We start from the raw sequence: 23,438 nt of genomic DNA, 5'->3' as shown, positions 1-23,438 counted from the left end.
TACGACAAAGATTCTCAGAACCGCCACCCACCTGACATCCAACGATCTCTAAGCTGGACCGAACTGATCTGTCGACGCGAGGAATCAGCTGATGCCCGAGAGCAACCCCACCTACACGCCGGAAACCCAGGGCCCCTACGACCTCATCTCGATCGGGCGTCTGGAACTCGAGGAGGGTGGGGTGATCGAGGACTGCCAACTGGCGGTCGCGACCGCGGGCACCCTCAACGACGCGCGTGACAACGCGATCCTGATCCCCACCTTCTACTCGGGCACCCATCACACGTGGTTCGAGTCCTACATCGGCCCCGATCACGCCCTCGACCCCACCCGCTACTTCATCATCTCGGTCAACCAGATCGGAAACGGACTCTCGACGTCGCCGAACAATGTCGACGACCCCGCCATCACCGGCCCCCGGTTCCCGCGCATCCGGATCGGTGACGACGTCATCGCTCAGGAAAGGCTCATCCGTGAGCACTTCGGTATCGAGAAGCTCGCACTCGTCGTCGGCGGATCGATGGGGGCACAACAGGTGTGGGAGTGGGCGGTGCGATTCCCCGACACCGTGCTGCGGGCCGCGCCGATCGCAGGCACAGCGCAGAACACTCCGCACGACTTCCTGTTCACCCAGACGCTGATCGACGCGATCACCTCCGACCCGGGGTTCGCAGGCGGTGAGTACGCCTCTCACACCGACGTCGCCGATGGCCTGCGGCGCCACGCCCGCATCCTCGGGACGATGGGTTTCTCCACCGAGTTCTTCAAGACGCGCTTTCACGCCGCGATGGGCATGGAGACCCTGCAGGACTTCCTCGACGGCTTCTTGGAGCCGTATTGCACTGCGCTGGACCCGAACTCACTGCTGACGATGGCATGGAAATGGCAACGTGGCGACGTGGCCCGTAACGCCGACGGCGACCTGGCCGCGGCGCTGGGTCGCGTGACCGCAGACCTGGTGGCCATGCCGATCAGCGAGGACATGTTCTTCCCGGTCCGCGACGTGGCCGCCGACGCCGCTCTGGTGCCGGGCGCGCAGGTTCGCGTCATCGACGACATCGTCGGTCACATGGCGCTTTTCGCGGTGAACCCGACGTTCATGCCGCAGATCGACCACGCCCTGCGTGAGCTGTTGGCGCGCTGAGACGAGGTCATGCCCAGAGGTCCATGACCAGCCGATCAGCGGCGGCGGCCCCGGCGTGCACCCAGATAGTCGCCGACCACCGCCGCACCGAGACCGTCGATGTCGGGAGCCACCACCCGGCCACCCACCCGTCGCGCGATCTGGTCGACGAACCGCTGCAGGCTGGGGTCATCACCCAGCCGGAAAATGGTGATCTGGGTGCCCAGACGGGCCACCGCGTCGAGTTCACGCACCGTCATCGCCAGCGTGGCCGGGTGCGGCGGATAGTAGAAGAACGACTCGCCGTCGGGCTCGAGGTGGGCGGTGGGCTCACCGTCGGTGACGATCAACACCACCGGTTGGGCGTTGGGATGCTTGCGTAGATGCCGACCTGCCAGCAGCAATGCGTGGTGCAAGTTGGTGCCCTGCTCCATCCGCGGTTGCAGACCGGTCAGCTCGGCGATGTCGATGGTGCGCGCGTAGCGGCCGAAGGCGATGATGCTCAACTCGTCGTTGCGAAAACGAGTGCTCACCAGATGGTTCAACGCCACCGCGGTGCGCTTCATCGGGGTCCACCGCCCCTCCATCTCCATGGAGAATGAGGTGTCCACCAACAGCACCACCGCCGCCTGCGACCGGGCTTCAGTCTCCGACACCTCCACGTCGCGCACATCGATGCGCACCCCGTCGCGCGTGATCTGCGCCAGCGCGTCGGCACTGTCGGTACTCTCAGAGATGGTGCGGCGCACCGCATTACCCACGGTCGCGGTGACGTTCCACGGCTCGGTGTCCCCGAACTGCCACTCGCGGGTGGCCCCGGTGGCCTCCCCGGTGGCCCCGGCGCGGCGGGTCTGGCGGTTACCAGAGCGCCCGGAGAGCTGATCGGAGATGTCCTTGACGATCGATTCCCCCAACTGCCGCATGGCTTTCGGCGACAGGCGCAGGTTGCCCTCGGCGTCGCGGTGGAACAGTCCGTCCTCGTTGAGGGCCTTCTCCAACTCGGCCAGCGTGCGCGCGTCCACAGCGGCGTCGACCCCGAGTTGGCGGGCCAACGCCTCGAGGTCGATATCATCCATCTGAGCGCCGTTGTATTGCTGAGACAGCTGCTCGGACAACGCATCCAACTCGGCCAGATCAGCCAGCGCACCCGCGCCCTCACCCATCCCCATGCCCTCGGAGCCGCTGAACTGTTGGGAATCATCCCAGCCCAGACCGGGTCGGGCCTGGCGCAGCGCCGAATCCATCTGCGCCAACTGGTTCGCCAACTCCGGTGAGCCGAACGCCTGCTGCATCAACGCGTCCATCTCCGCCCGCTGCTCGGGGCTCAGCGAGTTGTAGAACGCCTGGGCAGCCGCGGCCCGTTTGGCCAATGCGTCGATCAGCTCGTCGGTGTTGCGGGGGTTGTCGGGAAAGAACTGCCCGTGCTTGTCCATGAAATCGGCAAACTGCTCGGTGGTGTCCTCGCCCCGATTGTGTGCCGCCAGCAGCTCGTTGAGGTCGGTGAGCATCGCTGAGATCGCTTGGCGGTCTTCGTCGGTGGCGTTCTCGAGCATCTGCTTCATGCCCTCGAAGCGTTGCTCGAGCGCCTCCCGGCCCAGCAGGTCCTTGATCGTGTCGTAGGCCTCGCGGGCCTGCGGTGAGCGCCACTGGTAGTCGGCGAGTTCCTGCACCGCCTGCGCCGTGGACGGTGAGAGGTTCTCGATCTGCATCTCGGCGAACCGTGCATCGTCGTCGAGGGCCCGCGCCAACGCTTTTCGCTCCTCGAGCACCGCGCGGTCCAACAGCTCACGGACCTCGGCGAAGGTGCCGTCGAGGTTGCGTTTCTTCAGCAGATCCGCACGCCGCTTGTTGATCTGCTCACGCAGCTTGTCCAGGCCGCGGGTGTTGCGCGACCCCCGTCGCAGGTACTCACGCAGCGCACGCTGCGGCGACACCCCGGCCATGATGTCGTTGCCGATCTCGTCGAGCGCCTCACGCAGGTCGACCGGCGGGGCCAACGGATCTGGTCCGCCGGCATATCGCTGATACCGGGAACGGTGGAAGTTCCTGCGCGCCATGAAGATTCTCTCTCGTAGATGAAGGATCAGCCGTACACGGTCTGACCGGAGTCGTCGGCCTCCTTGCCGATACGGCGAGCCAAGAACAGCCCTTCCAGCGCCAGCTCCAGGGCGCTGGCCCGCTCGCCGGGATCGCCTGCCTCCAAGCGGGCCGCCACCTCGTCGACGACGCCGGCGGCCGAATCCGGGATGGAATCGAGCAGTTCGGTCGCAGTCACCCGGTCGCCGGTGACGATCGGGTCACCCGATTCCAGCGCCGCCACCAATGCGGCCATGTCGATCCCGGCCAGATGCGCGCGGACGGTGTCAGCGGTGGCCTTGCGCAGCAGATGCTCCAGGATCTCCAGTTCGCGTCCCTCCTCGCCGGATTCGAACTCCACCTTGCCGCGCAACACCTCGATGACAGCCGAGAGATCCACCACCCGGGCCACCGCCGAGCTCTCGCCGACGATCGCGGCGCGATGCAGCGCCGCAGCCGCCACGGTCTCGGCGCCGGTGATGGCGAAACGTGCTGAGACACCGGAGCGTTGGTCGATGGAAGGGTGGTCGCGTACGTGTCGGGTGAAGCGGGCCAGGATCTCGGTGATGAACGACGGCACGGTGGCCACCAGATCGGCTTCCTGCTCGATGACCGCCACCTCGTCGTCGAGTTCCAGCGGGTAATGCGTACGGATCTCGGCACCGAACCGGTCTTTGAGCGGGGTGATGATGCGGCCGCGGTTGGTGTAGTCCTCAGGGTTGGCCGAGGCCATCAACATCACATCCAACGGCAGGCGCAGCGAGTAGCCGCGCACCTGGATGTCGCGTTCCTCCATCACGTTGAGCATCGCCACCTGGATACGTTCGGCGAGGTCGGGCAGCTCATTGATGGCCACGATGCCGCGGTGGGCGCGGGGGATGAGACCGAAGTGGATGGTCTCGGGGTCGCCGAGGGTCCGACCCTGCGCCACCTTCATCGGGTCGACGTCGCCGACAAGGTCGCCGACGGAGGTGTCGGGCGTGGCCAACTTCTCGGCGTACCGCTGCGAGCGGTGTTTCCACGTGATCGGCAGGTCGTCGCCCAGTTCGTCGGCGCGGCGGATGGAGGCCGGGGTGATGGGTTCGAACGGGTGCTCGTCGAGTTCGGCACCGGCGATCACCGGGGTCCACTCGTCGAGCAGTCCGACCAGAGTGCGCAACAGCCGCGTCTTGCCCTGTCCACGCTCACCCAACATCACCACGTCGTGGCCGGCGAGCAGGGCCCGCTCCAACTGGGGGATGACGGTGGTCTCGAAGCCCACGATGCCCGGCCACGGGTCCACCCCGGCCCGCAGGGCGGTGAGCAGGTTGTTGCGCACCTCGTCTTTGATGCTGCGCTGCACATGCCCGCAGGCACGCAGCTCTCCCACGGTGGATTCGGTGGGGCGGGGACTGGAGGCGGCCGGGCTCGCGGCGATCTGATCAGACGTCACCACTCCACGCTACGAGGGTTTGCCGCGACGTGCACTGACGTCGCCGGGCGGCGAGGCGTCCGCCGGGTCGGCCGGGGTCTCACCGCACGGCCAACCAGATGGCCAAGCCGACCCCGGCCACCGCGATGACGACCCGCAGCGGGCCGGCCGGTAGCCGCGCCACCACCGGCGGGCCGACGAATCCGCCGAGCAGACAGCCCACCCCCATCGCCACTGCCGCGGGCAGGTGCACCGGCCCGGTGCACAGGAAGATCACCGCGGCCACCCCGTTGCTCAGACCCAGCAACACCGATTTGAGCAGAGTGGACTGCCACAGCGGTGCGCCACTGAAGACCAGCGCCACGGCCAGGAACATCACCCCTGCTCCCGCGCCGAAGTAGCCGCCGTAGACCGACAACGCGAAGACCCCGATCGCGAACGGCACCGGCAGCTCGCGATGTCCGGCCAGTCGCCGCAGCAGCGGCTGCGCCATGAGCGCCGCCGAGGCCAGCGCCACCAGATAGGGCACCACCGACTCGAATGAACTCGCCGGTGCCACCAGCAGGGCCACCGCACCCACCACGCCGCCGAGGATCGACACCGTTGCCAGCACCACCCATCGACGGTTGGACAGATCCAGGGAGCGACCGGCTTTCGCGGTGCTGCCCACCCCGACGGCCACCAACGCCACCGTGTTGGTGACGTTGGCGGCCAACGGTGAGAGTCCGACCAGCAGCAAAGCCGGATAGCTGACGACGGATGCCAGGCCGGTGACGTAACCGACGAGGCCGGCCCCGAATCCCGCAACCGTCAAGAACACGAGATCGAGGACGGACACATCGGCAATTGTTACTGGTCAGAGAGATGTCGGTCGCGTCCGGGGCCGAGTCGGACAGATCGGTGAATCACGCTGAAATCGTCCGTGTAGGGCGCCACGGTGGTCACCTTGTCCACGAAAGGCCAGTGGTCAGACGATCTCAGCAGCGGCCAGACGCCTACTTGGTCGCCAGGGGCGCCACCCCACCACTGATGTCGGTGATGGCCCAGTTCTTGGCCTTGTCCACGGTGATCGGGTATAGCGCGGTGGTTTTCACGCCGTTGGGTGACTGCACGTTGGTCACCTGAACGTCGACGAACACCTGCACAACGTAGACAGATCCGTTGTGGGACTTGATGTCGCTGCCGACCAGAGTGCCCTTGGAGTTCCACTGCAGCTGCCCCAGCAGCTGCCGCAACACCGGTTCGGTGGTGGTGAACTGGGTGCGCATCGCGTCGTCCACCCCGGTGCGCAGCGCGGCAAACCACGGATCGAAGTCGCGGTAATCGATCATTGCAGCCTTCACCGCGTAGGCGGCGGCCACGTCTTGGGCCCGCTGGGCGTCGGCCTGCTGCGACTGCAGGCTGCGGTAGTCGTCGCGGTAGTCGAACGCACGCACCACCGCCACGGCCGCCACCACCGCCAGCGCTGCAGCGAGCACAGCCACGACGACCATCCCCCAGGCACGTCGCGACGACTCCGGTTCGGTGACAACCGATGTCGACTCGGGCTCCGGGTCGGGCTCGACGGTGGTCTCGGGCTCGACCGGCACTGCGGATCGGGTCTTGGCGCGGGGCACCGGCTTACCGGTAGGCGCGGGTTCAGCAGCAGGTTCGGGCGGGGTCGCCGCGTCTGCGGGGTCGTGCGTGGGTGCACCGTCGAGCCCCGAGAAGCTCGAGCGGTTCGCATCCGGATCCGTTGGCATGGGCGTCACTTTCCTTCTGGGGCATCGAGGTCGACTCCGAAACGGACGACACCGTCGGAGTCGACGATCCGTAATCCTTTGCGCACCAATGCCGACACATCTACTGCGGTCGATGGCGAGGTGGTCTGCACCAACGGCAACAACACCCGCAGCACCGGGGTGAGGGGCGGCAACAACTTCTGCAGGTAGGCCGAGAGGGTGGCCACGAACGGGGTGACCGTCTGGGTCCAACCGACTGCTCCCGCACTGGCTTTGGCCAGGCCGGGGAACAACGCCCACAGCATCGTGAACGATGGCAGACCAGTGGCGAGCGCCCGTGCTCCGACGGTGAGCTTGCGATCCGACCCGTCGAGCCGGGTCACCAGCTGCTGCGCGTGGTCGAACAGCGCAGAGAACTCGGTACGTCGGGTGGTCACCGACCGTGAGAAGTAGCCGGCGAACTCACCCAGGCGGGTGATGTCGTCGTCGCGGCCGATCCAGCCCGCGTTGATGGAGTTGGCGATGCTGGTCAGTCGCGCGGTGTCGACCTGTCCGATCAGTCGCTGCACGGTGGTCAGGGTGTCGCCCACGGTGGCTGCGGGCACCACCGGACGGCTGATCACCGCGCCGTCGCTCAGATAGGGACCCCGACCGGTGGTGGAGGTGAAATTCAGGTACTGCTCACCCACCAGCGACAGGTTCTCCACCGTGACGGTGGCATCGGCGGGGATGGAGTATCTCGATGTCACCGACAGCCGGGCGCGCACCGAATCGGGTTGCACCGCCACCGATTCGACGGTGCCCACCTCGACCCCGTTGTAGAGCACCCGAGACTTCGGGAGCAACCCGCCCGACGACGCCATCGACACCGTCACCGTACGGGTGCCGGTGAACGGATCGAGTTTGAGGATGCCCACACCGAGGTAGGCGGCCAGTGTCACCGAGACCACCACCAGCAACACCAACGATGTCCGGACCCCGATCTTCATCGCATCAACCCGATCATCCGCAGCGTGGCCGCCACCGCCCGGATCTGTGCGCCCGAATCGGCCTCGCCCAGACCACCGTCGGGCCGGGAGAAGTCGACGATGTCGACACGCGGCGCCCGCAGCAGCGGGATGATCCGTTGGTCCAACAGGGCTTTCAACCGGGCCAGATCCGACGGCGCCGAAGCATCGAGTGCCACCGCCGTTCTCACCAGCGGGGTGATGGTGGACACGACATCGATCAAAGGCTGCGCACGGGGCACCAACAGATCACCCAACGACACCAGGTTCGGGCCCAAGATGTTGAGCACCCGGGTCAGTCGGACGAAGGCCACCAACGCATTCCCGATGTTCTCCGGTCCCACCGTCAGCGCGTTGCCCAGGTCGGCGCCCTGCGCGGAGACCGTCTGCGCGATGCGCGCCAACGAGTCCAAGGTCTGGGCCACCGGGGTCTGGTTGTCGGCGATTCCCGCGATCAACGCGCGTCCGGTGGCCAACGCACGATCACGGGTGGCATCGTCGCCGAACACCTGGTTGGTGCGGTTGATGATGTCGGAGATCCGTTGCACGGTGCCGCCACTGGCCAACGCCGCGATGCCACCGAGCAGATCCTCGACGGCCGGCGCGATGGTGGTCTGCGCCAACGCGATGGTGTCACCCGGCCGCAACGGCGGGCCGGAGGTGTCGGACCCCGAGGTGAGCGCGATGTAGATGTCCCCGAGCAGGGTGGACTGTCGCAGCGCTGCTCGCGTGGACCGTGGCAGCACCACGTCGTCGGAGATGTCGACGGTGGCCACCGCGACCGGGGTGGCCCGTGCAGAGTCGATGGTGACCGAACGCAACACCCCAGCCTTGGTGCCGTTGAACAGAACCTTGCTGCGTGCAGGCAGATTCAGCACGTTGGCGAACTCGATCCGCAGCCGATGGCTGGACCCCGACACCCCGGTGCCCGGCAACGGCAGATCGGTCACCTGCACTCCGCACCCGGCGCTCCCGACCACCACCGCGACCACCATCGCGGTGATCATCGGGCTTCGCAGCATTCTTCGTGACGACAGCAGGCTCATCACCGACCCACCGATCGCAGCAACAATGCCACCAGCGAGGTGTCGACGGCCGGCGACCCCGGCGACACCCGACACGACGCGGGCGCGAGCGTGTTGATCACCACGCATGCCGCCGCTGGTGCGGCCACCGGCACCCGCACCCGGGGCGCCACCACCTGCACCGACAGTCCCGAGCGCGGGTCGGCGGCGATCGCGTTCATCGCCGCGGTGATACCCGGCAGCATGCGCACGAACCCGACAACTTTGTCCGTGGGCAGCGACTGGGCCAGCGGGACAACGAGATCCAACAGTCCGGTCAGGTAGGGGCGGTATCGCTTGATGGAGTCGATCAGCTTGGGAAGCACCTCGGTGATCTGCACGATCGACGGGTTGAGGGCACGGGTGATGTCGCCCAGCGAGGTGCCGAAGTTCCCCAACTGGTCGATCGCGGACTGCACGTCGCCCCAGTTCTCGACGAAGAACCCCGACAGGCGCGCACCGTTGCGCACCAACGACATCAGCTGATCGTCGCGTTGCGCGGGATCGCCCAGTGCCGCTGACAGGCCCTTCACCGCCCGATTGAAATCGGTTGCAGTACCGGCCAACCCCTTGTCGACCGTGCTGATCGTGTCACCGATCACCGTCGCGCCGCCGGGATTGCGGTCGGAGGTGAGCTGGGTGGCAAAGGTGTCGAAGGCGCTGAAGGTGGCGCTGAGGCTCTTCGGAGTCCGATTGCGCCCCAGCGGGATACACCTCGCGGTGTCCCACCGGGGGCCACCCACATAGGAGATCGGGAAGTCCAGGCGGCGGTCGGTCACGATGGAATCCGACGTGGTGACCGCCGAGACGTCGGCAGGCAGCCGGACGGACGAGTCCATCTCGAATCCCACCCGGACATGGCCACCGGCGGGCCGCACGGAGGTGACCGACCCGATCTTGACCCCCCGCAGGGTGAGGTTGCTGCCCGGATACAGGCCGATGGCATCGGGCATCTCGGCACAGCCGGTGGTGCGGTGAACCTCGCGACCCCAGACGTAGCCCGCCGCAGCCACCACCAGAGCCAGCACCGCCACCAGCACCACCAGCCGCGAACCGGCCGGCCACCACCGACGCCGGGTCATCGGCCGCACCGCCGCTGCAGGGTGGGGACACACAGGCCGGTCCCGGTGATGGTGGTGCCGGACAGGTCGATCCGCGCCCCCGGGGTCACCACCCCCAGTGCTCGACCCAACTGGGTGGCGATGGCGGTCAGCTGATCGAGCATCGGCCCGGTCCGGGCCATGCCCGTCTTGAGGGTGTCGACGATGCCCACGATCTTGTCGAACTGCGGGGTGATGGTGGAGTCGAGGGCGTCGATGGGTGGCTGTAGGAACGCGAACAACGCACCGACACCGTTGATGGTGGCCACCGTGTCGGCCCGATACTCGTAGAACCGGTAGCCCAGCAGGCCGACCAGCCGTAGCAGGTTTACCAACTTGGCGCGCCCGGCGTCGAGAGTGCCGACGTACTCGTCGGTCACCCTGATCGCGCGATCGAGGTCGGCCTGGTTGTCTCCGAGTGTGTCTGTGACATCGGATATCTGGGCGATGATCTGGCGGACCGCACCAGAGCGGCCCCGCAGCGCCTGGTTGACGGCGGTGAACGTGTCCTGCGCGGTCGCCGCGTTTGTCTTCCCGACCACCGCGCCGGAATCGGCGATCACGTCGGTCAATTCGTAGGGTGCGGTGGTGGCGGTGATGTGGCCGCGCAGCGGGGCATTCCCCTGCGGCAACACGGCCAGATAATGGCCGCCGATCGCGGTGAGCAAGCGGATCTCGGCGCGGGTGGCATCACCAAGACGCACCGAATCATCCACACTGAAGCCGATTTCCACGTGATCGCCCACCACCTGCACCGACTGCACCTCACCCACGGTGATGCTGGCCACCCGTACCTCGTCGCCCGGATGCAGTTGTCCGCTGGAGGAGAAGTCGGCCCGATATCCGGCGGTCCCGAACGGCACCGTGTAGACCACTGCGGCAACGATCGCGATCACCACACCCACCACCACACCCGCCAGGCCGATCCGAATCTGGCGACGGCGCAGCACATCGGCGTCGCGGGGGCGACGATCGGGCGGCGTCATCGGCAGATCACCACCGGGGCACCGGCCAGCAACACGGTGGGCACCCCTGCCGCATCGGCACGTCCGGCCGGACACTGCAGCGACACCGCTGATGCCGCGTTGGCGGCAGCCGCGAGCGAATCGAGCAGTCCGGGGACCGCCGCCAGGGCCGCGGACAGGTTGTCGGTGGCAGGTACGTACTTTCGCAGCAACCGATCGACATCGGCGTAGTTGCCGAAGTACGCCTGGTTCAGGCTGTCCAGCAACAGCTTCGTCGGTGTCAGCGACCGGGCGGCCAACGCCACCGAACGTCCGGTGGCGTCGAGGTCGGCCGAGAGTGCACCGAGTGCATCGCCGACGCGACTGATCAGATCGTTGAGTCGCGGCGACTTGTACTCGATCTGGCGGGCCACCGATCCCAGACCCGTGATGAACTGCGCGATCACCTCAGATCGGTTGGCCGCCAACCGCGTGACGTCGTTGAGCTGGTCGACCACCGACCCCAGGTTGCCGCCGGTGCCCTGCACCACTGCGAGCACGTTGTCCAAGAACCGGTTGATCTGCGCCGGGTCGAGCACCCGAAAGATGGGCCGCAACCCGTGGAACAAGGCGGTGATGTCGAAGGAGGGGATGGTCTGGGCGAGCGGCAGCACCGCCGCACGCGACACCACTCGGGCCTCGCCTGCGCTGGCATCGGCGCCGCCCACATCGGGGTTCACGTCGGGGTTCACATCTGGGTTCACATCGATCACGTCGATATAGCGCTCCCCGACGAGGTTGAGGTACCTGATGGCGATGGAGGTGTCGGTGTAGATGACGGTGGAACGGGGGACGGTGAAGGTGACCCGCGCGAGGGTTCGATGCAACCGCACCGAGGACACCGTGCCCACGCGCACGCCCAGACGACGAACATCGTTGCCCACCTTGAGCCCTGACGCATCGGTGAAGTCGGCGGTGACGCTGCGCTGGGCCCCGGGCACCGAGGGCGCCAACGCCTCGACGATGAGCCAGGTGGCGGCGATCATCGCCACCACGAACAGAGTGAGGCCGACCAGCGGCCCACGTCGGATGGTCATCGACCCCCTCCCGTCGGGCCAGGCAGGAACGCGGTGATCTGGGGCAGGTTGGCCAGGCTCACCCCGACTCGCACGGTCGGGCGACCACCGCGCACCGCAACGACTTGCTCCAGGCGTCGCAACAACTCTCGGGCATCGCCCACCGCAGGGGGGATGGACCGCAGGGTGCGGCCCAGCGGGGCCGAGGTGGCGACCAACAGATCGAGTCCGGCGGCCAGGCCGTCGAGGTTGTCTCCGGCCAACCGCCCCAGCGAGATGACGGTGTCGATCAACCCGGTCAGCGAATCACCCACGTCACGAACCACTTTCGGGTCGGCGTAGGCGGCGGTGGTGCGGCTCAGACCGGTGAACACCGACAGGAAGGGACCCAACAGATCGGCGGTCCCTGCGGTGGTGGGCCCCAGGATCTGCAGGAATCTCGACAGCGGCATTTGTCGGCGCTGCGCGGCCAGGTCCAGCAACTCCACCCCCGACCGCAGCGCCGGTTGCAGCGCGATGATCACCCGGTCGATCACCTCGACGCTGCGGGCCGCCGAGTCGCCGGTGATGGTGGTGGCGATCGCACCCAGCTGCTGCAGCAGATCCGACACCGACACCTCGGTCGACCCGGCTCCGATCTGCACCCGGCTGCCGTCTCGCAGACGTCCGGGGCCTGCGCCGGCCGCCGCCTTCAGCTCGATGCCGGTGACGCCCAGGATGTTCGACGGCTGGTAGACCGCACTCACCTCGTCGGGGATGGCGTGCGCCGCAGCGGCGTCGATCGACATGGTGATCTCCTGGCGCCGGCCACCGTCGATGACGCGCACCGTGTCGACCCGGCCGACGATCAGGCCGCGGAACTTCACGTCACCACCGCCGGTGAGACCGTCACCGATCTGATCGGTCACCGCCTGCACGGTGACGCGGTCGTCGAAACCGCCTCGCGCATAGACGGTCAGCGGCACGGCGGCGGCGATCACCACGGCCACGGTGATCAGCCCGATGACCACCAGGCGCAGCCGCGAGGGTCCGCGGCCGGAGAGATCGGGAAACGTGCTTATCCCGAGAACCGGAATCCCACATCCGAACCCCAGAACAGCAGGGTGAGGATCATGTCGAGGACGACGATGGACACGAAGCTCTGTTTGATGGCGCGGCCCGAGGCGATGCCGACGCCCTCCGGCCCGCCGGAGGCGTAAAAGCCTTGGTAACAATGGATCAGGATGACTGCGATCACGAAGACCACCGCCTTGAGCACCGACAGGGCCACGTCGGTGGGGGCGAGGAACGCGTTGAAGTAGTGGTGGTAGGTGCCAGATGACTGGTCGTGCAGGGTGTTGACCACGAACGCGCACGACAGGTAGCTCAGGATCAGCGTGATGAGGAACAACGGAATGATGGTGATCACCCCGGCCACCACCCGGGTGCTGACCACGAACGGGATGGGCCTGATGGCCTGCGCCTCAAGGGCATCGATCTCCTCGGAGATGCGCATGGCACCGATCTCGGCGGTCATCCGGCAGCCGGCCTGGGCGGCGAACCCGATGGCCACCACGATCGGTCCGATCTCGCGGGTGTTGGCATACGCCGAGAGGAACCCGGTCAGTGGTCCTATCCCGAAGAGGTTGAGGGTGGCGAACCCTTGGATGCCGATCGATCCGCCGACCGACAGTCCGAGCACCACCAGCACCGCCACCGTGCCCCCGCCGACGGTCACCCCGCCCGAACCCCACATGAGGTCGGAGAGCACCGCGGCGCTCTGCCTGCGGTAGACGCGCACTGCGTGCGGAATGGAACCCAACGCCTGACCCGCGAAGTGGACACGGTGGCCCACCCGTTCGACGACGCCGACGGGGACACCACCGACCCGGCGGGCCAGGTGTCGCGACGTGGCGTAGGCGTCGAAACCGACCATCTAGCCCACCGCCTGGGGTAGGAACATCGTGACCAGTTGGGTGACAACGAGGTTGAGCATGAACGAGGCCACCACACCGAGAACCACCGCCGCGTTGACCGCGTCGGCCACCCCGCGCGGGCCACCGCGAGCTTCCAGTCCGCGCTGGCAGGCGATGGCCACCACCACCACCCCGAACAGGATCGACTTGCCCAGCGCGATGATCAGGTCGCCGACCCCGGCGAACTGGCCGAACCCGCCCAGGTAACTGCCGGGTGCGCCGCCCTGGAACGACACGTTGATCACATACCCCGAGGCCACCCCCACGAAGATGATCAACACACAGATCAACGGGGCGATGAGCAACACCGCCAGCAGGCGCGGGGCGACCACGCGACGCATCGGGTCGATGCCCATCGTGCGCATCGCGTCGATCTCATCGCGCACGGTGCGGGCCCCGAGGTCGGCGGCGATGGCCGAGCCCACCGCACCGCCGATCAGCAGAGCCGACCCGATGGGTGCGCCCTGCTGCAGGATGCCCAGCGCCCCAGCCGAACCCGCCAGCGAGGACGCACCGAGCTGCGAGGTGAGGCTGCCCACCTGAACGGACAGGATGACACCGAACGGGATGGCCACCAGCACTGCGGGTACCCCGGCCACCCCGGCGAAGAAGATGGTCTGGTTGAGGCTCTCGCGCCAGGGATGCCGACCGGTGCACACATCACGCACCAGGTGGCCCAAACCCCATCCGGTCAACTCGATCAGCCGCCCCAGGGTGGCCAGCGCACCGACGACGGGCTCGACGAGGCGACCCGACGGAGTACCTACCGATGCCATCGTTCTCCTGAGGGTCCTCGATCCCGACATCGAGCGTGGTGTGGGTGCGCGTGCGCGTCACTGTAGGGGACGAAGCCCACCCCCGGAGCGCGAATCGACACCCCCCAGGGGTATCGAATCGTTCGAGTCACGCTGTCGTCGTGCAAGGGTGGAGGTATGACGAACTCCGCTGACGATTCGACCACGATCGCCTCGCCTACGGATGCTGCTGCCCACCGGCCCACCGGCGCCCTGGACGGGGTGCGGGTGCTGGAGCTGGGCACGCTGATCGCCGGACCCTTCGGGACGCGGCTGCTGGGCGACATGGGTGCCGACGTCATCAAGATCGAGGCACCGGGCTCACCAGATCCGCTGCGCACCTGGGGGCAGGCGCAACGCGACGGCCACCACGTCATGTGGACGGTGTTCGCGCGCAACAAGCGAGTGGTCACCCTCAACCTGCGTGCCCCGGCCGGGCGCGAGTTGTTCCTGGATCTGCTCGAGGGCGCCGACGTCGTCGTGGAGAATTTCCGCCCCGGCACCCTGGAACGCATGAACCTGGGCTATGACGTTCTGCGCGAACGTAATCCAGGCATCATCCTGGTACGGGTGTCAGGATATGGGCAGACCGGACCCGATGCCGACAAACCCGGCTACGCCTCGGTGGCCGAGGCGGTCAGCGGGCTGCGCCACCTCAACGGCTACCCCGATCAGCCGCCACCGCGGATGGCGTTGAGCCTGGGCGACACCCTGGCGGCCATGTTCGCCACCCAGGGCGCTCTGGCCGCGCTGTATCGCCGCAGCGTGACCGGCGAAGGCCAGGTGGTCGATGTGGCGCTCAACGAATCCTGTGTGGCGGTGCAGGAGTCGGTGATCCCCGACTACGACGTGGGCGGGGTGGTGCGCGGCCCCTCGGGCACCCGGCTGGCCGGTATCGCCCCGTCCAACATCTACCCGACCGCCGAGGGGTCGATGGTGGTCATCGGGGCCAACCAGGACACCGTGTTCCGGCGACTGTGTGCGGCGATGGGTCGCCCCGAGCTGGCGGATGACCCACGCTATGCCACCCACGGCGCGCGAGGGACCAACCAGGACGAACTCGACGACCTGATCGCCGCCTGGACCGCCACCCAACCCAAAGCCGCACTGCTGGAAAACCTCTCGGCCGCAGGGGTGGTGGTTGGCCCCATCAACACCGTCGCCGAGGTGGTCAACGACCCGCAGCTGTTGGCCCGCGAGATGATCGTGGCCCACCACGACGAGAACCTCGACGCGCCTGTGCTGGGCCCCGGGATCGTGCCACGGATGACCGGCACACCCGGTTCGATCCGCAACTCCGGACCCGCGCGTCCCGGCCAACACAACGACGAGGTGTACGGCCCACTACGCTCACCCGAGCAACTCGCCGACCTCGCCCGCGACGGGATCATCTGATCGCATGGTGAGCAACGCGAACCCCCGGGCCCGACGCCACGACACGGCCGCGGCGCAGGCGCGCCCGACGCCCGGTTCGGCGATCGCCACGTCCAAGGGCCGCCGCACCGAGCGTGCGTTCGTCGACGCAGCGCGAGTCGTGTTCGCCGACAAGGGATATCTCAATGCCAAGATCGCCGACATCGCCGCCACCGCCGGCCGGTCGACCGGATCGTTCTACAACTATTACGACAACAAACAGCAGTTGCTGGAGACCCTGCTCGACGATTTCGGCTCCCAGGTGCTCGAGCGCACCCGCGCCAACGTCACCGACGATCCGGGAACCAACATCGAGCAGGCGGTACGCGCCTACTGGACGACCTACCGCGACTACCTGCCCGAGCTGATCGGCGCGTTCCAACTGTCGATGACCGACGAGCAGTTCGCGCAGTGGTGGCGTGAACGTCGGTCCAACGGCATTCACGGGGTGCTGTCGGTGTTCCGGTCGGCCCAACGCAGCGGCGTGCAGATCGGCCTGGACAAGGACCTGTTCGCCTCGGCGATCGTGTCGATGCTGGAGTCGTTCTGTTGGACCTGGTTCGTCACCGGTCGCGACGACAACCTCGCCGACCGCGACGAGGACGACGCCATCAACATCCTCAGCGAGATCTGGCGACGGGCGTTCTCTCCGGGCAGCATCTGACCCACCGGCGAACACCATCCGACCCATCCCTCACCGATTGCGACCCCGCTTGGACACCACGCCGCCACCCCGGCGATACTGACGCTGGCGACTCGGGGGGCGATTCGCGCCGAACGCCGTTCACATCGGCCCCACGTCCCTTTCTGTTGTCACAGGCCATCTGCGCCCGACCCGAAGGAGCGTGCTCCACATGGACCACATCCCCTCCCCCGGTGCCGGCGACACCACGCCCGGACGGGCCGACGGTGGTTCGAACACGGGCGGGACGACCGGAGACTCTGCGCAGGTGGGACCCACTGAGCGCGCCCAGCTGCGGGGCACCAACCCCTACCCCGGTCTGCGGCCCTACGGCCCCGACGACGCGGGACTGTTCGCCGGGCGCACGGCGATGCGACGGGCGTTGCTCACCGCAGCAGTACCCGGCGGCGGCATCATCGTGCTCATCGGCGGCACCGGCACCGGCAAGACCTCGCTGCTGGCCGCAGGTTTGCGGATGGACGCTGCCCGGCACGGACTGCGCCGCGACGCGACCACCCTCAGTTGCCAGGTGCGGTCCATGTCGCCGGGCGCCGACCCCATGGGCCATCTGGCGACGGTGTTCGCGTTGCCGGCCCCACCGGCCACCCCCGAGAACCCGTCGGCCTGGGTGGAACCAGCGCTGTCGAGAGTGCCTGAGGGCGCGGCCACCCTGCTGATCGTCGACGACATCGTCGACCTGTTCGTGCGGGTCGACGCGGTGACCCGCAACCGTTTCCTCAAGACCATCCGGCGACTCGCCTCCGACCCCCGATGTTGCGTGGTCATCGCCGTCGACGACTCGCTGCTGACCGCGGCCGGCGCCGAGGCCGACCTGGCCGAGGCCATCAGCTCCCGCACGGTGCGCTTGCTGCCGATGACGGTCGAGGAGACCACCGAGGTGATCGTGCAGCCGGCCCGCGCCCGCGGGGTGGGGGTGCAGTCCACCGCGGTGTTCGCCGTGCTCGGTGGTCTCAGTTCGCTGCCCCCCTCGCTGCCTCCGACGATGGCGCTCTCGACGGCCCTGCACGAGCTGTGGCGCGACAACCACACCTCCGAGATCACCGCCGAAGACGTGGCCCGCATCCTGCCGATCGCCGGGGCAGTGGACCGAGAAGCCGAGCGCGCCTGGGCCACACTGACTCCCGAGGAACAGCCGGCCGCCCGAGCGCTGGCCCTGCGCCTGACCGAGCGCGGTGCCGACGGCACCATGTTCGCCGTCACCCGACACATCGACCACCTCGAGGGCTCCCCCACCGCAGATGCGACCCGCCGACTGGTGGGCCAGCTGGTGGCCGCGGGCCTGCTGACGGTGTCGGCCGACGACGAGGTGAGCTTGCGCCACCCGCAGCTGGCTCGCTTGTGGAACCGGTTGCAGCAGTGGGTGACCGATGTCCAGACCACCGACGGCCTGTTCGCAGCGCTGGACGCCGATGCGCAGGCCTGGAAGCGCGGCGGACGCCGCAACTCTGCGCTCTACTCACAGGTGCGACTCGACGAGGTGGACCGCACGGTCCCCGACCCGCGAATGCTCAGCGGCGACACCCGCGACTTCCTGGCCCAGTCGCGTGGCCACATCATCGGCCGCAAACGCGCCCGGATCAGCGCGCTGATCGGCGGCGCGGTGGCCTTGGTGGTGGTGATCGCACTGGTGCTCACCACTCTGATCGGTGGTGGTGGCGACTCCAAGTCCTCAGGAGGGCAGGGCAACTCGGACGCGACGGTCTCCGAGATCGCCGCGCTGGCCCGCACCGACAGCACCGCCGCCGCCCAGCTGGCGCTGTCGGCGTACCAGAAACGCTCCGACGACCCGCAGCTGCGCCAGGCGTTGCTCAACACCCAGAACGTCGCCCTACGCACCGATCTGGGGGCCACCCCGGCCGTCGCGCTGGCCACCGCGCGCACCACCGGCCGCATCGCACTCGGCGACCGCGACGGCAGCATCCGAATCCTAGAGAATCCGGCGCTGACAACTGTTGCCACACTGCCCGATTCGCACGGCGGCAGCGTCACCGACATCACCCTCAACCCGAGCGGCACCATTCTGGCCAGCACCGGCCCCGACGGCACCGTCACCGTGTGGGACCTCAGCGACCTCGCCGCAGTCCGACAGCTGTCCACCATCGCCGCCACCGGTCCGGGGGTTCGCACCGACGCCATCACCTTCGGCACCACCCAGCGGCTGCTCGCGGTGGCCGAGAGCACCGGGACGGTGCGGCTCTACGACCTGTCCGATCCCAGCAGCCCGACGCAACGCAGCGTGCTCGATGCCGTCACCACCCCCGCTCAGTTCGTCGAGTTCAACCCCGCCGCTTCACAATTGGCACTCGGCGGCTCCGACCGACCACTGGTCCTGGTGGACACATCAGACCCGGACAACCCGGCGCGGCTGCAGAGCAGCGGCAAGGAGAACACCACCCCCGAGGCGCTGGACTACTCGCCCAACGCCCAGTTCGCGGTCACCAGCTACGAATCCGGTGCCGTGCAACTGTGGTCGGTGGCCGATCCCACGAATCCCCAGCGCATCGGTGAACCCATCGATCCCGACGGCAAAGGTCCTGCCACCGCGGTGTTCTCACCGTCGGGTACCCGCCTGGCGGTGGTCTCGGCGTCGGGAACCATCTCGGTCTACGACATCACCCGCCCGGCGGCGCGTTACCGACTGACCGCGCCGATCGCCACCGGCATCACCGGCCTGTCCACGACGGTCTTCCAGGGCGAGGACGCGCTGATCACCACCGGCGAGGGTCCGGCCGTTCGCTGGACCCTGCCCTCAGGTCTGGTCACCGGCGGCTACGGCTCGGCCACCACGCCCACCTGTTCGCCCGCCCGCACGGCCTGCGCCACCGGTTTCCTCGGTGGCCCGCTGCACATCATCGACACCGCCAACCCGCTGGCACCGACCACGGTGAGCCAGATGACGCCGACGGACCCACTCAACGGGGCCGCGATGAGCCCCGACGGCAACTGGCTGGTCACCGTCGACGCACGACGTCAGGTGCAACTGTGGGATGCGCGTGACCTCGCCCGTCCGGTGGAGGCGGGTGCGGCCCTGCACGTGGGCCCGCAGCAGAGCAACCCGCTGGTGTTCAGTCCGTCGAGCGCTCTGCTGGCCACCGGAATCGACGGCACCACCTCCATCCGGGTGTGGCAGGTGTCGGCGTCAGGTCTGCTGCCGGTGGGCACACTGCGCGGCGACAGCACCCAGGTCGCCGCGGTGGCGTTCGCACCCGATTCGAAGTCGCTGGCGGTCGCAGGCAACGACGGCACCGTCACCCTGGCCGGGGTCACCCCGACCGGACTACAGCAGGCACCCACCGGCATCCGGGTGGGTGCACCGGTGACCTCGATGAGTTTCGGGGCGGGCCGACTGGTGATCGGAGACGCCGCCGGGTCGATCGGTGAGTACGAGGTGGCCTCGGGCACCACCCCGGCACGGTCGGTGCGCCTGGGCACCCCCGTCACCTCGGTCGCGGTCAGCGGCGCCGACGTGATCGCAGCCGGCGCCGACGGTGGCCTGCGGCGCTGGACCGACAAGGGCCGGCTGGAACCGGTGGGCGCGCCCGCACCGACGATCAGCGACGCATCGGCGGCGGCTGGAGGGATCAGGGCGGCCGCAGCAGCCGACGCCGGGGTGATGGTCACCGGTCCCGACGGATGGCAACGCACCTGGTCCACCGATCCGGCCGCCGTCGCAGCGCGCATCTGTGCCGCCGCACCCGCCCCGATCCGACCCGACACCACCTTCGAGTGCGCACCCCGACCCGCCAAATGAGGCGGCCGGGTCCGCGCGCACGGCGCTCAAATCACGACAACGGCGTCAGCGCAACGCTTTCTGGACCGCAGCCAGCAACTCGCTGGGGGTGGACAGGTCCACGTCGTCGCCGTTGATCCGCACCGTCGGAGTGCCCTGCACCTTGTCGTCGGTGAGCGCGCGACGCGTGATGCCCGCGATGGCCTGCTGATGGGTGCCGCCGGCGATGCAGGACTCGACCGATGTCGGCGCACCCGCGGTGACCGCCATGGTGACCAGCGTCGAATCGGGCAGGCCGGCTGAACCCTCCTGCGGCTGCTGCGCGTACAGCGCATCGTGGAAACGCAACCACACCGCGAATCGCGATGAGCCACCGGACGATTCGGGCACCGGTGCACCGGTCGCCTCGGCCACACACGCCGACGCGTTGGCCGCTCGCGTCGAATAGCGGGTGGACGACGCCGAGTCGAGGAAGGTGATCGGGTGATAATCCACCGCCACCCCGGGCAGCGCGCGAATCTGGGTGAGGACGCCACCGAACATCGACTCGAACTCGCGGCACGCCGGGCACTGGAAGTCCTCGAACAGGCTGAGCGTGACCGCGGCCCCGCTCGCGGGCCCACTGACGCGATAGGCGCCGTCGGCGGTGGAGTTGGGCAGCGGACCCGAGGCCGCCGCAGCGCCGGCCGGTCCGCGAGCGGCGGCACTCGACGATCGGCCGTCGTCCTTGGTGACGATGAGATAGACCCCGACGCTCACCGCCGCGGCGACCACCAGCGCGGTGGCCACGATCTGCGCGATGCGGGTGCGGCGGCGGGCGGTGCCTTGCCGGGCCTGACTGGCTGCGGTCGGCGGTCGCGGCGGGTACGACCCGGGTGGGAGCTGTCCGGGTGGGAACGGGCCGGGCGGGAGCTGACCGGGTGGGACTTGTCCGGGGTGATGCGGTCCAGACATCAGCGACTGGCGACCTTTCGGTACTGCAGCGTGGCGAGCGGCACGAAGATCGCCAAGATCACCAACGACGACACGATCGAGTACAGGGTGGCGTGTTCGGCCACCCAGCCGGTGGGTGTGGGGAACAGCGCAGGTGCCTTGTTGCCGAACAGCTCTCGACACGAGGTGGCCACTGCGGTCACCGGGTTCCACTCGGCGATCGGCTTGAGTGGTCCGGGCAGGCTCTGCGCGGAGACGAATGCGCTGGAGAGGAACGTGACCGGGAACAGCCAGGCGAACCCGAAGCTCTGGGCCACCTCGACGTTCTTCGACAGCAGTCCCACCCACGCGCCGGTCCAGCTCATCGCGAACCCGAACAGCAGGATGATCGCATAGGCGAGTAGCGCGTCGAGAAACGAACCGCGGATCCGCCAGCCGACGATGAGTCCACAGATGGACATCACGAACACGCTGATCACACTGAGCACGAGGTCAGATGCGGTGCGGCCCAGGATGACCGCCATCCGCGACATGGGCAGCGACCGCAGCCGGTCGACGATGCCCTCCTGCAGATCGCTGGCCAGACCGACGGTGGTGAAGGCCGCGTTGAACGCCACGGTCTGGGTGAAGATGCCGGCCATCAGGTATTCGCGGTAGGCCCCACCACCGAAGGTGGCGCCAAAGACGTAGGCGAAGAGGAACACGAACATCAGCGGCTGCAGTGTCGCGGTGGCCAGCAGGGTGGGCACCCGTTTGATGGTGGTCAGGTTGCGCCCCACCATCACGATGCTGTCGTTGAGCACGGTCATCGGACGGCCTCTCCATCGCCTGCCGGGGCGGCTGCGCGAGCCTGGTCGCGCACCCACTGGTCGTAGGTGGGATCACCGGGCAGCGGCCCGAGTGGTTCGTCGACCTGCGCGTGATCGACGGATCCGTGCGCGGTCTCGGTGAGCGCGAGGAACACGTCGTCGAGGGTCGGGGTGGTCACCCGTACATCGGTGACGGTGAACCCTGCGTGCACCAGCGCGGTGACTGCGGTTGCGGCACTGCGGGATCCGTCGTCCACCCCGATGGTCCACTCCCCCGACCGCTCGGAGACCACGTCGCTGCCGTTGCCCACCGGGCGCAGCGCGGCCGCCACCGCATGGGAGTCGACATCACCGGCGATCGCCACCGTGAGCCGGGTGGGCGAGATGCGGGTCTTGAGCTGCTGGGCGGTGCCCTGGGCCACGACGGTGCCCTTGTCGATGACGGTGATCTCGTCGGCGAGGGTGTCGGCCTCCTCGAGGTACTGCGTGGTCAACAAGACCGTGGTGCCGTCGGCCACCAGATCCTCGATCAGCGCCCACATGTCGCGCCGCCCGCGCGGGTCGAGGCCGGTGGTCGGCTCGTCGAGGATGACCAGTCCGGGTCGCGCCACCAGCGCGCCGGCGAGGTCGATGCGCCGGCGCATACCGCCGGAGAAGGTTCGGGTAGGTCGGTCGGCGACGTCGGTGAGGCGGAAATCGGCGAGCAGTTCTTTGGCGCGCTCGGTGGCGGCAAACCAGTTGAGCCCGTAGAGCTGACCGACCATCCGCAGGTTCTCCAAGGCGGTGAGGTTGGCGTCGACGGCGGCGTACTGCCCCGACACGCCGATGGCGCGTCGGATGCCGACCGGGTCGTGCAGGGCATCGTGTCCCAGCACCGACACCGTGCCCGCGTCGGGGCGCAACAGGGTGGAGATGATGCGCACCGTTGTCGTCTTGCCGGCACCGTTGGGGCCGAGGAGAGCGTGGACGGTGCCCGCCTTCACCTCCAGGTCCACCCCGGACAGCGCGTGCACGGTGTCCTTGGATCGGAACCACCCGCCGCCGTAGGTCTTGACCAACCCGCGCACCGAGACCGCGACACCGCCGTCGGCGACCGACATCGCCGGACCGACCGGATGACGGCCCACGAACACGGGCGGGACATCGGTGCCAGACGACATCGGGACTGTGCCGGCACGACCTGTGTCAGCAGGGCCGGGGCCGGCAGGGGCAGAAGCAGGGGCGGTGTCGATCGGGACTCCGCGACCCGCGGCGGCGGGACCCGGGGCGCCGGGACCCGGGGCGCTGGGAGCGGGGGCGCCGGGACCCGGGGCGCTGGGAGCGGGGGCTGCGGCTGCGGGGGCTGCGGCCTGGCCCGCGGTCACCCACTGTCGTGGCTGCGACGGCGCGGCTGCGGGCGGGGTCGGCGGCGGCACCGGGGCAGGGTCGGTGGGTCGGATGGGTGCGATCGGCTCGGCTACCGGAGCCTGTGCTGCGCGTGGTGTCTGAACATCCTGGGGTGGCTGGACGTCGTGCGGCGGCTCGACGTCGCGTGCAGGCTCGGTGCCCTGCGGGCCGGACGCCGGCGACGGCTGCGAGC

At 68.3% G+C, this 23,438-nt stretch carries 20 protein-coding genes; 5 read left to right on the top strand and 15 right to left on the bottom strand.

What is annotated here, in order from left to right; translation table 11 throughout:
* Nucleotides 1-91: 91 nt before the first annotated feature.
* Entirely contained in the window at nt 92-1,144 is a 1,053-nt protein-coding gene (locus KIK15_RS07340) for an alpha/beta fold hydrolase (RefSeq protein ID WP_214243536.1), read from the top strand.
* Nucleotides 1,145-1,179: 35 nt separating this feature from the next.
* Here the strand turns inward: KIK15_RS07340 and KIK15_RS07335 are convergent, their stop codons facing one another.
* The 12 genes from KIK15_RS07335 to KIK15_RS07280 form a co-directional block, all read right to left on the bottom strand.
* Nucleotides 1,180-3,180 (bottom strand): VWA domain-containing protein, encoded by a 2,001-nt coding sequence (locus tag KIK15_RS07335; protein ID WP_214243535.1) that lies wholly within the window; start codon nt 3,178-3,180, stop codon nt 1,180-1,182.
* Nucleotides 3,181-3,206: 26 nt separating this feature from the next.
* On the bottom strand, nt 3,207-4,631 hold the full coding sequence (locus tag KIK15_RS07330) for a sigma 54-interacting transcriptional regulator (RefSeq protein WP_307851779.1): 1,425 nt from the start codon (nt 4,629-4,631) through the stop codon (nt 3,207-3,209).
* 79 nt (nt 4,632-4,710) lie between these two features.
* Nucleotides 4,711-5,448 (bottom strand): sulfite exporter TauE/SafE family protein, encoded by a 738-nt coding sequence (locus KIK15_RS07325; RefSeq protein WP_214243533.1) that lies wholly within the window; start codon nt 5,446-5,448, stop codon nt 4,711-4,713.
* 157 nt (nt 5,449-5,605) lie between these two features.
* On the bottom strand, nt 5,606-6,352 hold the full coding sequence (locus KIK15_RS07320; protein ID WP_250324288.1) for a hypothetical protein: 747 nt from the start codon (nt 6,350-6,352) through the stop codon (nt 5,606-5,608).
* Between the two features lie 5 nt (nt 6,353-6,357).
* A complete protein-coding gene (locus KIK15_RS07315; RefSeq protein WP_214243532.1) occupies nt 6,358-7,320 on the bottom strand; it encodes an MlaD family protein in 963 nt (320 codons plus the stop codon).
* Nucleotides 7,317-8,345 carry an MlaD family protein gene (locus tag KIK15_RS07310; RefSeq protein WP_214243531.1) on the bottom strand — a complete coding sequence of 343 codons (1,029 nt, stop codon included), beginning with the start codon at nt 8,343-8,345 and terminating at the stop codon, nt 7,317-7,319. The genes KIK15_RS07315 and KIK15_RS07310 overlap by 4 nt, the downstream gene beginning before the upstream one ends.
* Before the next feature lie 38 nt (nt 8,346-8,383).
* Nucleotides 8,384-9,484 carry an MlaD family protein gene (locus KIK15_RS07305; protein WP_214243530.1) on the bottom strand — a complete coding sequence of 367 codons (1,101 nt, stop codon included), beginning with the start codon at nt 9,482-9,484 and terminating at the stop codon, nt 8,384-8,386.
* Complete coding sequence (locus KIK15_RS07300; RefSeq protein ID WP_214243529.1) at nt 9,481-10,488, bottom strand: MlaD family protein; 1,008 nt, start codon at nt 10,486-10,488, stop codon at nt 9,481-9,483. Before KIK15_RS07300 ends, KIK15_RS07305 begins: the two co-directional genes overlap by 4 nt.
* Nucleotides 10,485-11,543, bottom strand: a complete 1,059-nt coding sequence (locus tag KIK15_RS07295; RefSeq protein WP_214243528.1) for an MlaD family protein — start codon at nt 11,541-11,543, stop codon at nt 10,485-10,487. The genes KIK15_RS07300 and KIK15_RS07295 overlap by 4 nt, the downstream gene beginning before the upstream one ends.
* Nucleotides 11,540-12,532, bottom strand: coding sequence for an MlaD family protein (locus KIK15_RS07290; protein WP_214243527.1), 993 nt, complete (start codon nt 12,530-12,532; stop codon nt 11,540-11,542). The genes KIK15_RS07295 and KIK15_RS07290 overlap by 4 nt, the downstream gene beginning before the upstream one ends.
* 47 nt (nt 12,533-12,579) lie before the next feature.
* On the bottom strand, nt 12,580-13,437 hold the full coding sequence (locus KIK15_RS07285; protein WP_214243526.1) for an ABC transporter permease: 858 nt from the start codon (nt 13,435-13,437) through the stop codon (nt 12,580-12,582).
* Entirely contained in the window at nt 13,438-14,253 is an 816-nt protein-coding gene (locus tag KIK15_RS07280) for an ABC transporter permease (protein ID WP_214243525.1), read from the bottom strand.
* A 156-nt stretch (nt 14,254-14,409) separates the two neighbouring features.
* Between KIK15_RS07280 and KIK15_RS07275 the strand changes: the two genes are divergently transcribed.
* The 3 genes from KIK15_RS07275 to KIK15_RS18565 all read left to right on the top strand — a co-directional run bounded on the left by KIK15_RS07275 (nt 14,410) and on the right by KIK15_RS18565 (nt 20,138).
* On the top strand, nt 14,410-15,666 hold the full coding sequence (locus KIK15_RS07275; RefSeq protein WP_214243524.1) for a CaiB/BaiF CoA-transferase family protein: 1,257 nt from the start codon (nt 14,410-14,412) through the stop codon (nt 15,664-15,666).
* Between the two features lie 4 nt (nt 15,667-15,670).
* On the top strand, nt 15,671-16,348 hold the full coding sequence (locus tag KIK15_RS07270; RefSeq protein ID WP_214243523.1) for a TetR/AcrR family transcriptional regulator: 678 nt from the start codon (nt 15,671-15,673) through the stop codon (nt 16,346-16,348).
* Between the two features lie 190 nt (nt 16,349-16,538).
* Nucleotides 16,539-20,138: a WD40 repeat domain-containing protein gene (locus tag KIK15_RS18565; protein ID WP_214243522.1), complete on the top strand. Its 3,600-nt coding sequence runs from the start codon at nt 16,539-16,541 to the stop codon at nt 20,136-20,138.
* 45 nt (nt 20,139-20,183) lie between these two features.
* On the opposite strand, the gene KIK15_RS07260 is transcribed toward KIK15_RS18565, so the two are convergent.
* From KIK15_RS07260 to KIK15_RS07250, 3 genes are read right to left on the bottom strand one after another with little or no spacing between them, the layout of a single operon-like run.
* Nucleotides 20,184-21,071, bottom strand: a complete 888-nt coding sequence (locus KIK15_RS07260) for a DsbA family protein (RefSeq protein WP_214243521.1) — start codon at nt 21,069-21,071, stop codon at nt 20,184-20,186.
* Nucleotides 21,071-21,853 carry an ABC transporter permease gene (locus KIK15_RS07255; RefSeq protein WP_214243832.1) on the bottom strand — a complete coding sequence of 261 codons (783 nt, stop codon included), beginning with the start codon at nt 21,851-21,853 and terminating at the stop codon, nt 21,071-21,073. Before KIK15_RS07255 ends, KIK15_RS07260 begins: the two co-directional genes overlap by 1 nt.
* Nucleotides 21,854-21,855: 2 nt before the next feature.
* Nucleotides 21,856-23,019, bottom strand: a complete 1,164-nt coding sequence (locus KIK15_RS07250; RefSeq protein WP_214243520.1) for an ATP-binding cassette domain-containing protein — start codon at nt 23,017-23,019, stop codon at nt 21,856-21,858.
* A 64-nt stretch (nt 23,020-23,083) separates the two neighbouring features.
* Between KIK15_RS07250 and KIK15_RS07245 the strand changes: the two genes are divergently transcribed.
* A complete protein-coding gene (locus tag KIK15_RS07245) occupies nt 23,084-23,347 on the top strand; it encodes a hypothetical protein (RefSeq protein ID WP_214243519.1) in 264 nt (87 codons plus the stop codon).
* The last annotated feature ends 91 nt before the right edge of the window (nt 23,348-23,438 follow it).

This window comes from Williamsia sp. CHRR-6, from assembly GCF_018474015.1.
GTDB lineage: Bacteria > Actinomycetota > Actinomycetes > Mycobacteriales > Mycobacteriaceae > Williamsia_A.
The sequence above is the reverse complement of the archived record's forward strand: the minus strand, read 5'-3'. Positions and strand labels throughout refer to the sequence as shown.

Bases quoted from the DNA above. Each gene is read 5' to 3' on its own strand.
- KIK15_RS07340 (WP_214243536.1), top strand. From the start codon at position 92: ATGCCCGAGAGCAACCCCACCTACACGCCGGAAACCCAGGGCCCCTAC.
- KIK15_RS07335 (WP_214243535.1), bottom strand. From the start codon at position 3,180: ATGGCGCGCAGGAACTTCCACCGTTCCCGGTATCAGCGATATGCCGGC.
- KIK15_RS07320 (WP_250324288.1), bottom strand. From the start codon at position 6,352: ATGCCAACGGATCCGGATGCGAACCGCTCGAGCTTCTCGGGGCTCGAC.
- KIK15_RS07315 (WP_214243532.1), bottom strand. From the start codon at position 7,320: ATGAAGATCGGGGTCCGGACATCGTTGGTGTTGCTGGTGGTGGTCTCG.
- KIK15_RS07310 (WP_214243531.1), bottom strand. From the start codon at position 8,345: ATGATCACCGCGATGGTGGTCGCGGTGGTGGTCGGGAGCGCCGGGTGC.
- KIK15_RS07305 (WP_214243530.1), bottom strand. From the start codon at position 9,484: ATGACCCGGCGTCGGTGGTGGCCGGCCGGTTCGCGGCTGGTGGTGCTG.
- KIK15_RS07300 (WP_214243529.1), bottom strand. From the start codon at position 10,488: ATGACGCCGCCCGATCGTCGCCCCCGCGACGCCGATGTGCTGCGCCGT.
- KIK15_RS07295 (WP_214243528.1), bottom strand. From the start codon at position 11,543: ATGACCATCCGACGTGGGCCGCTGGTCGGCCTCACTCTGTTCGTGGTG.
- KIK15_RS07285 (WP_214243526.1), bottom strand. From the start codon at position 13,437: ATGGTCGGTTTCGACGCCTACGCCACGTCGCGACACCTGGCCCGCCGG.
- KIK15_RS07280 (WP_214243525.1), bottom strand. From the start codon at position 14,253: ATGGCATCGGTAGGTACTCCGTCGGGTCGCCTCGTCGAGCCCGTCGTC.
- KIK15_RS07275 (WP_214243524.1), top strand. From the start codon at position 14,410: ATGACGAACTCCGCTGACGATTCGACCACGATCGCCTCGCCTACGGAT.
- KIK15_RS07270 (WP_214243523.1), top strand. From the start codon at position 15,671: ATGGTGAGCAACGCGAACCCCCGGGCCCGACGCCACGACACGGCCGCG.
- KIK15_RS18565 (WP_214243522.1), top strand. From the start codon at position 16,539: ATGGACCACATCCCCTCCCCCGGTGCCGGCGACACCACGCCCGGACGG.
- KIK15_RS07260 (WP_214243521.1), bottom strand. From the start codon at position 21,071: ATGTCTGGACCGCATCACCCCGGACAAGTCCCACCCGGTCAGCTCCCG.
- KIK15_RS07250 (WP_214243520.1), bottom strand. From the start codon at position 23,019: ATGTCGTCTGGCACCGATGTCCCGCCCGTGTTCGTGGGCCGTCATCCG.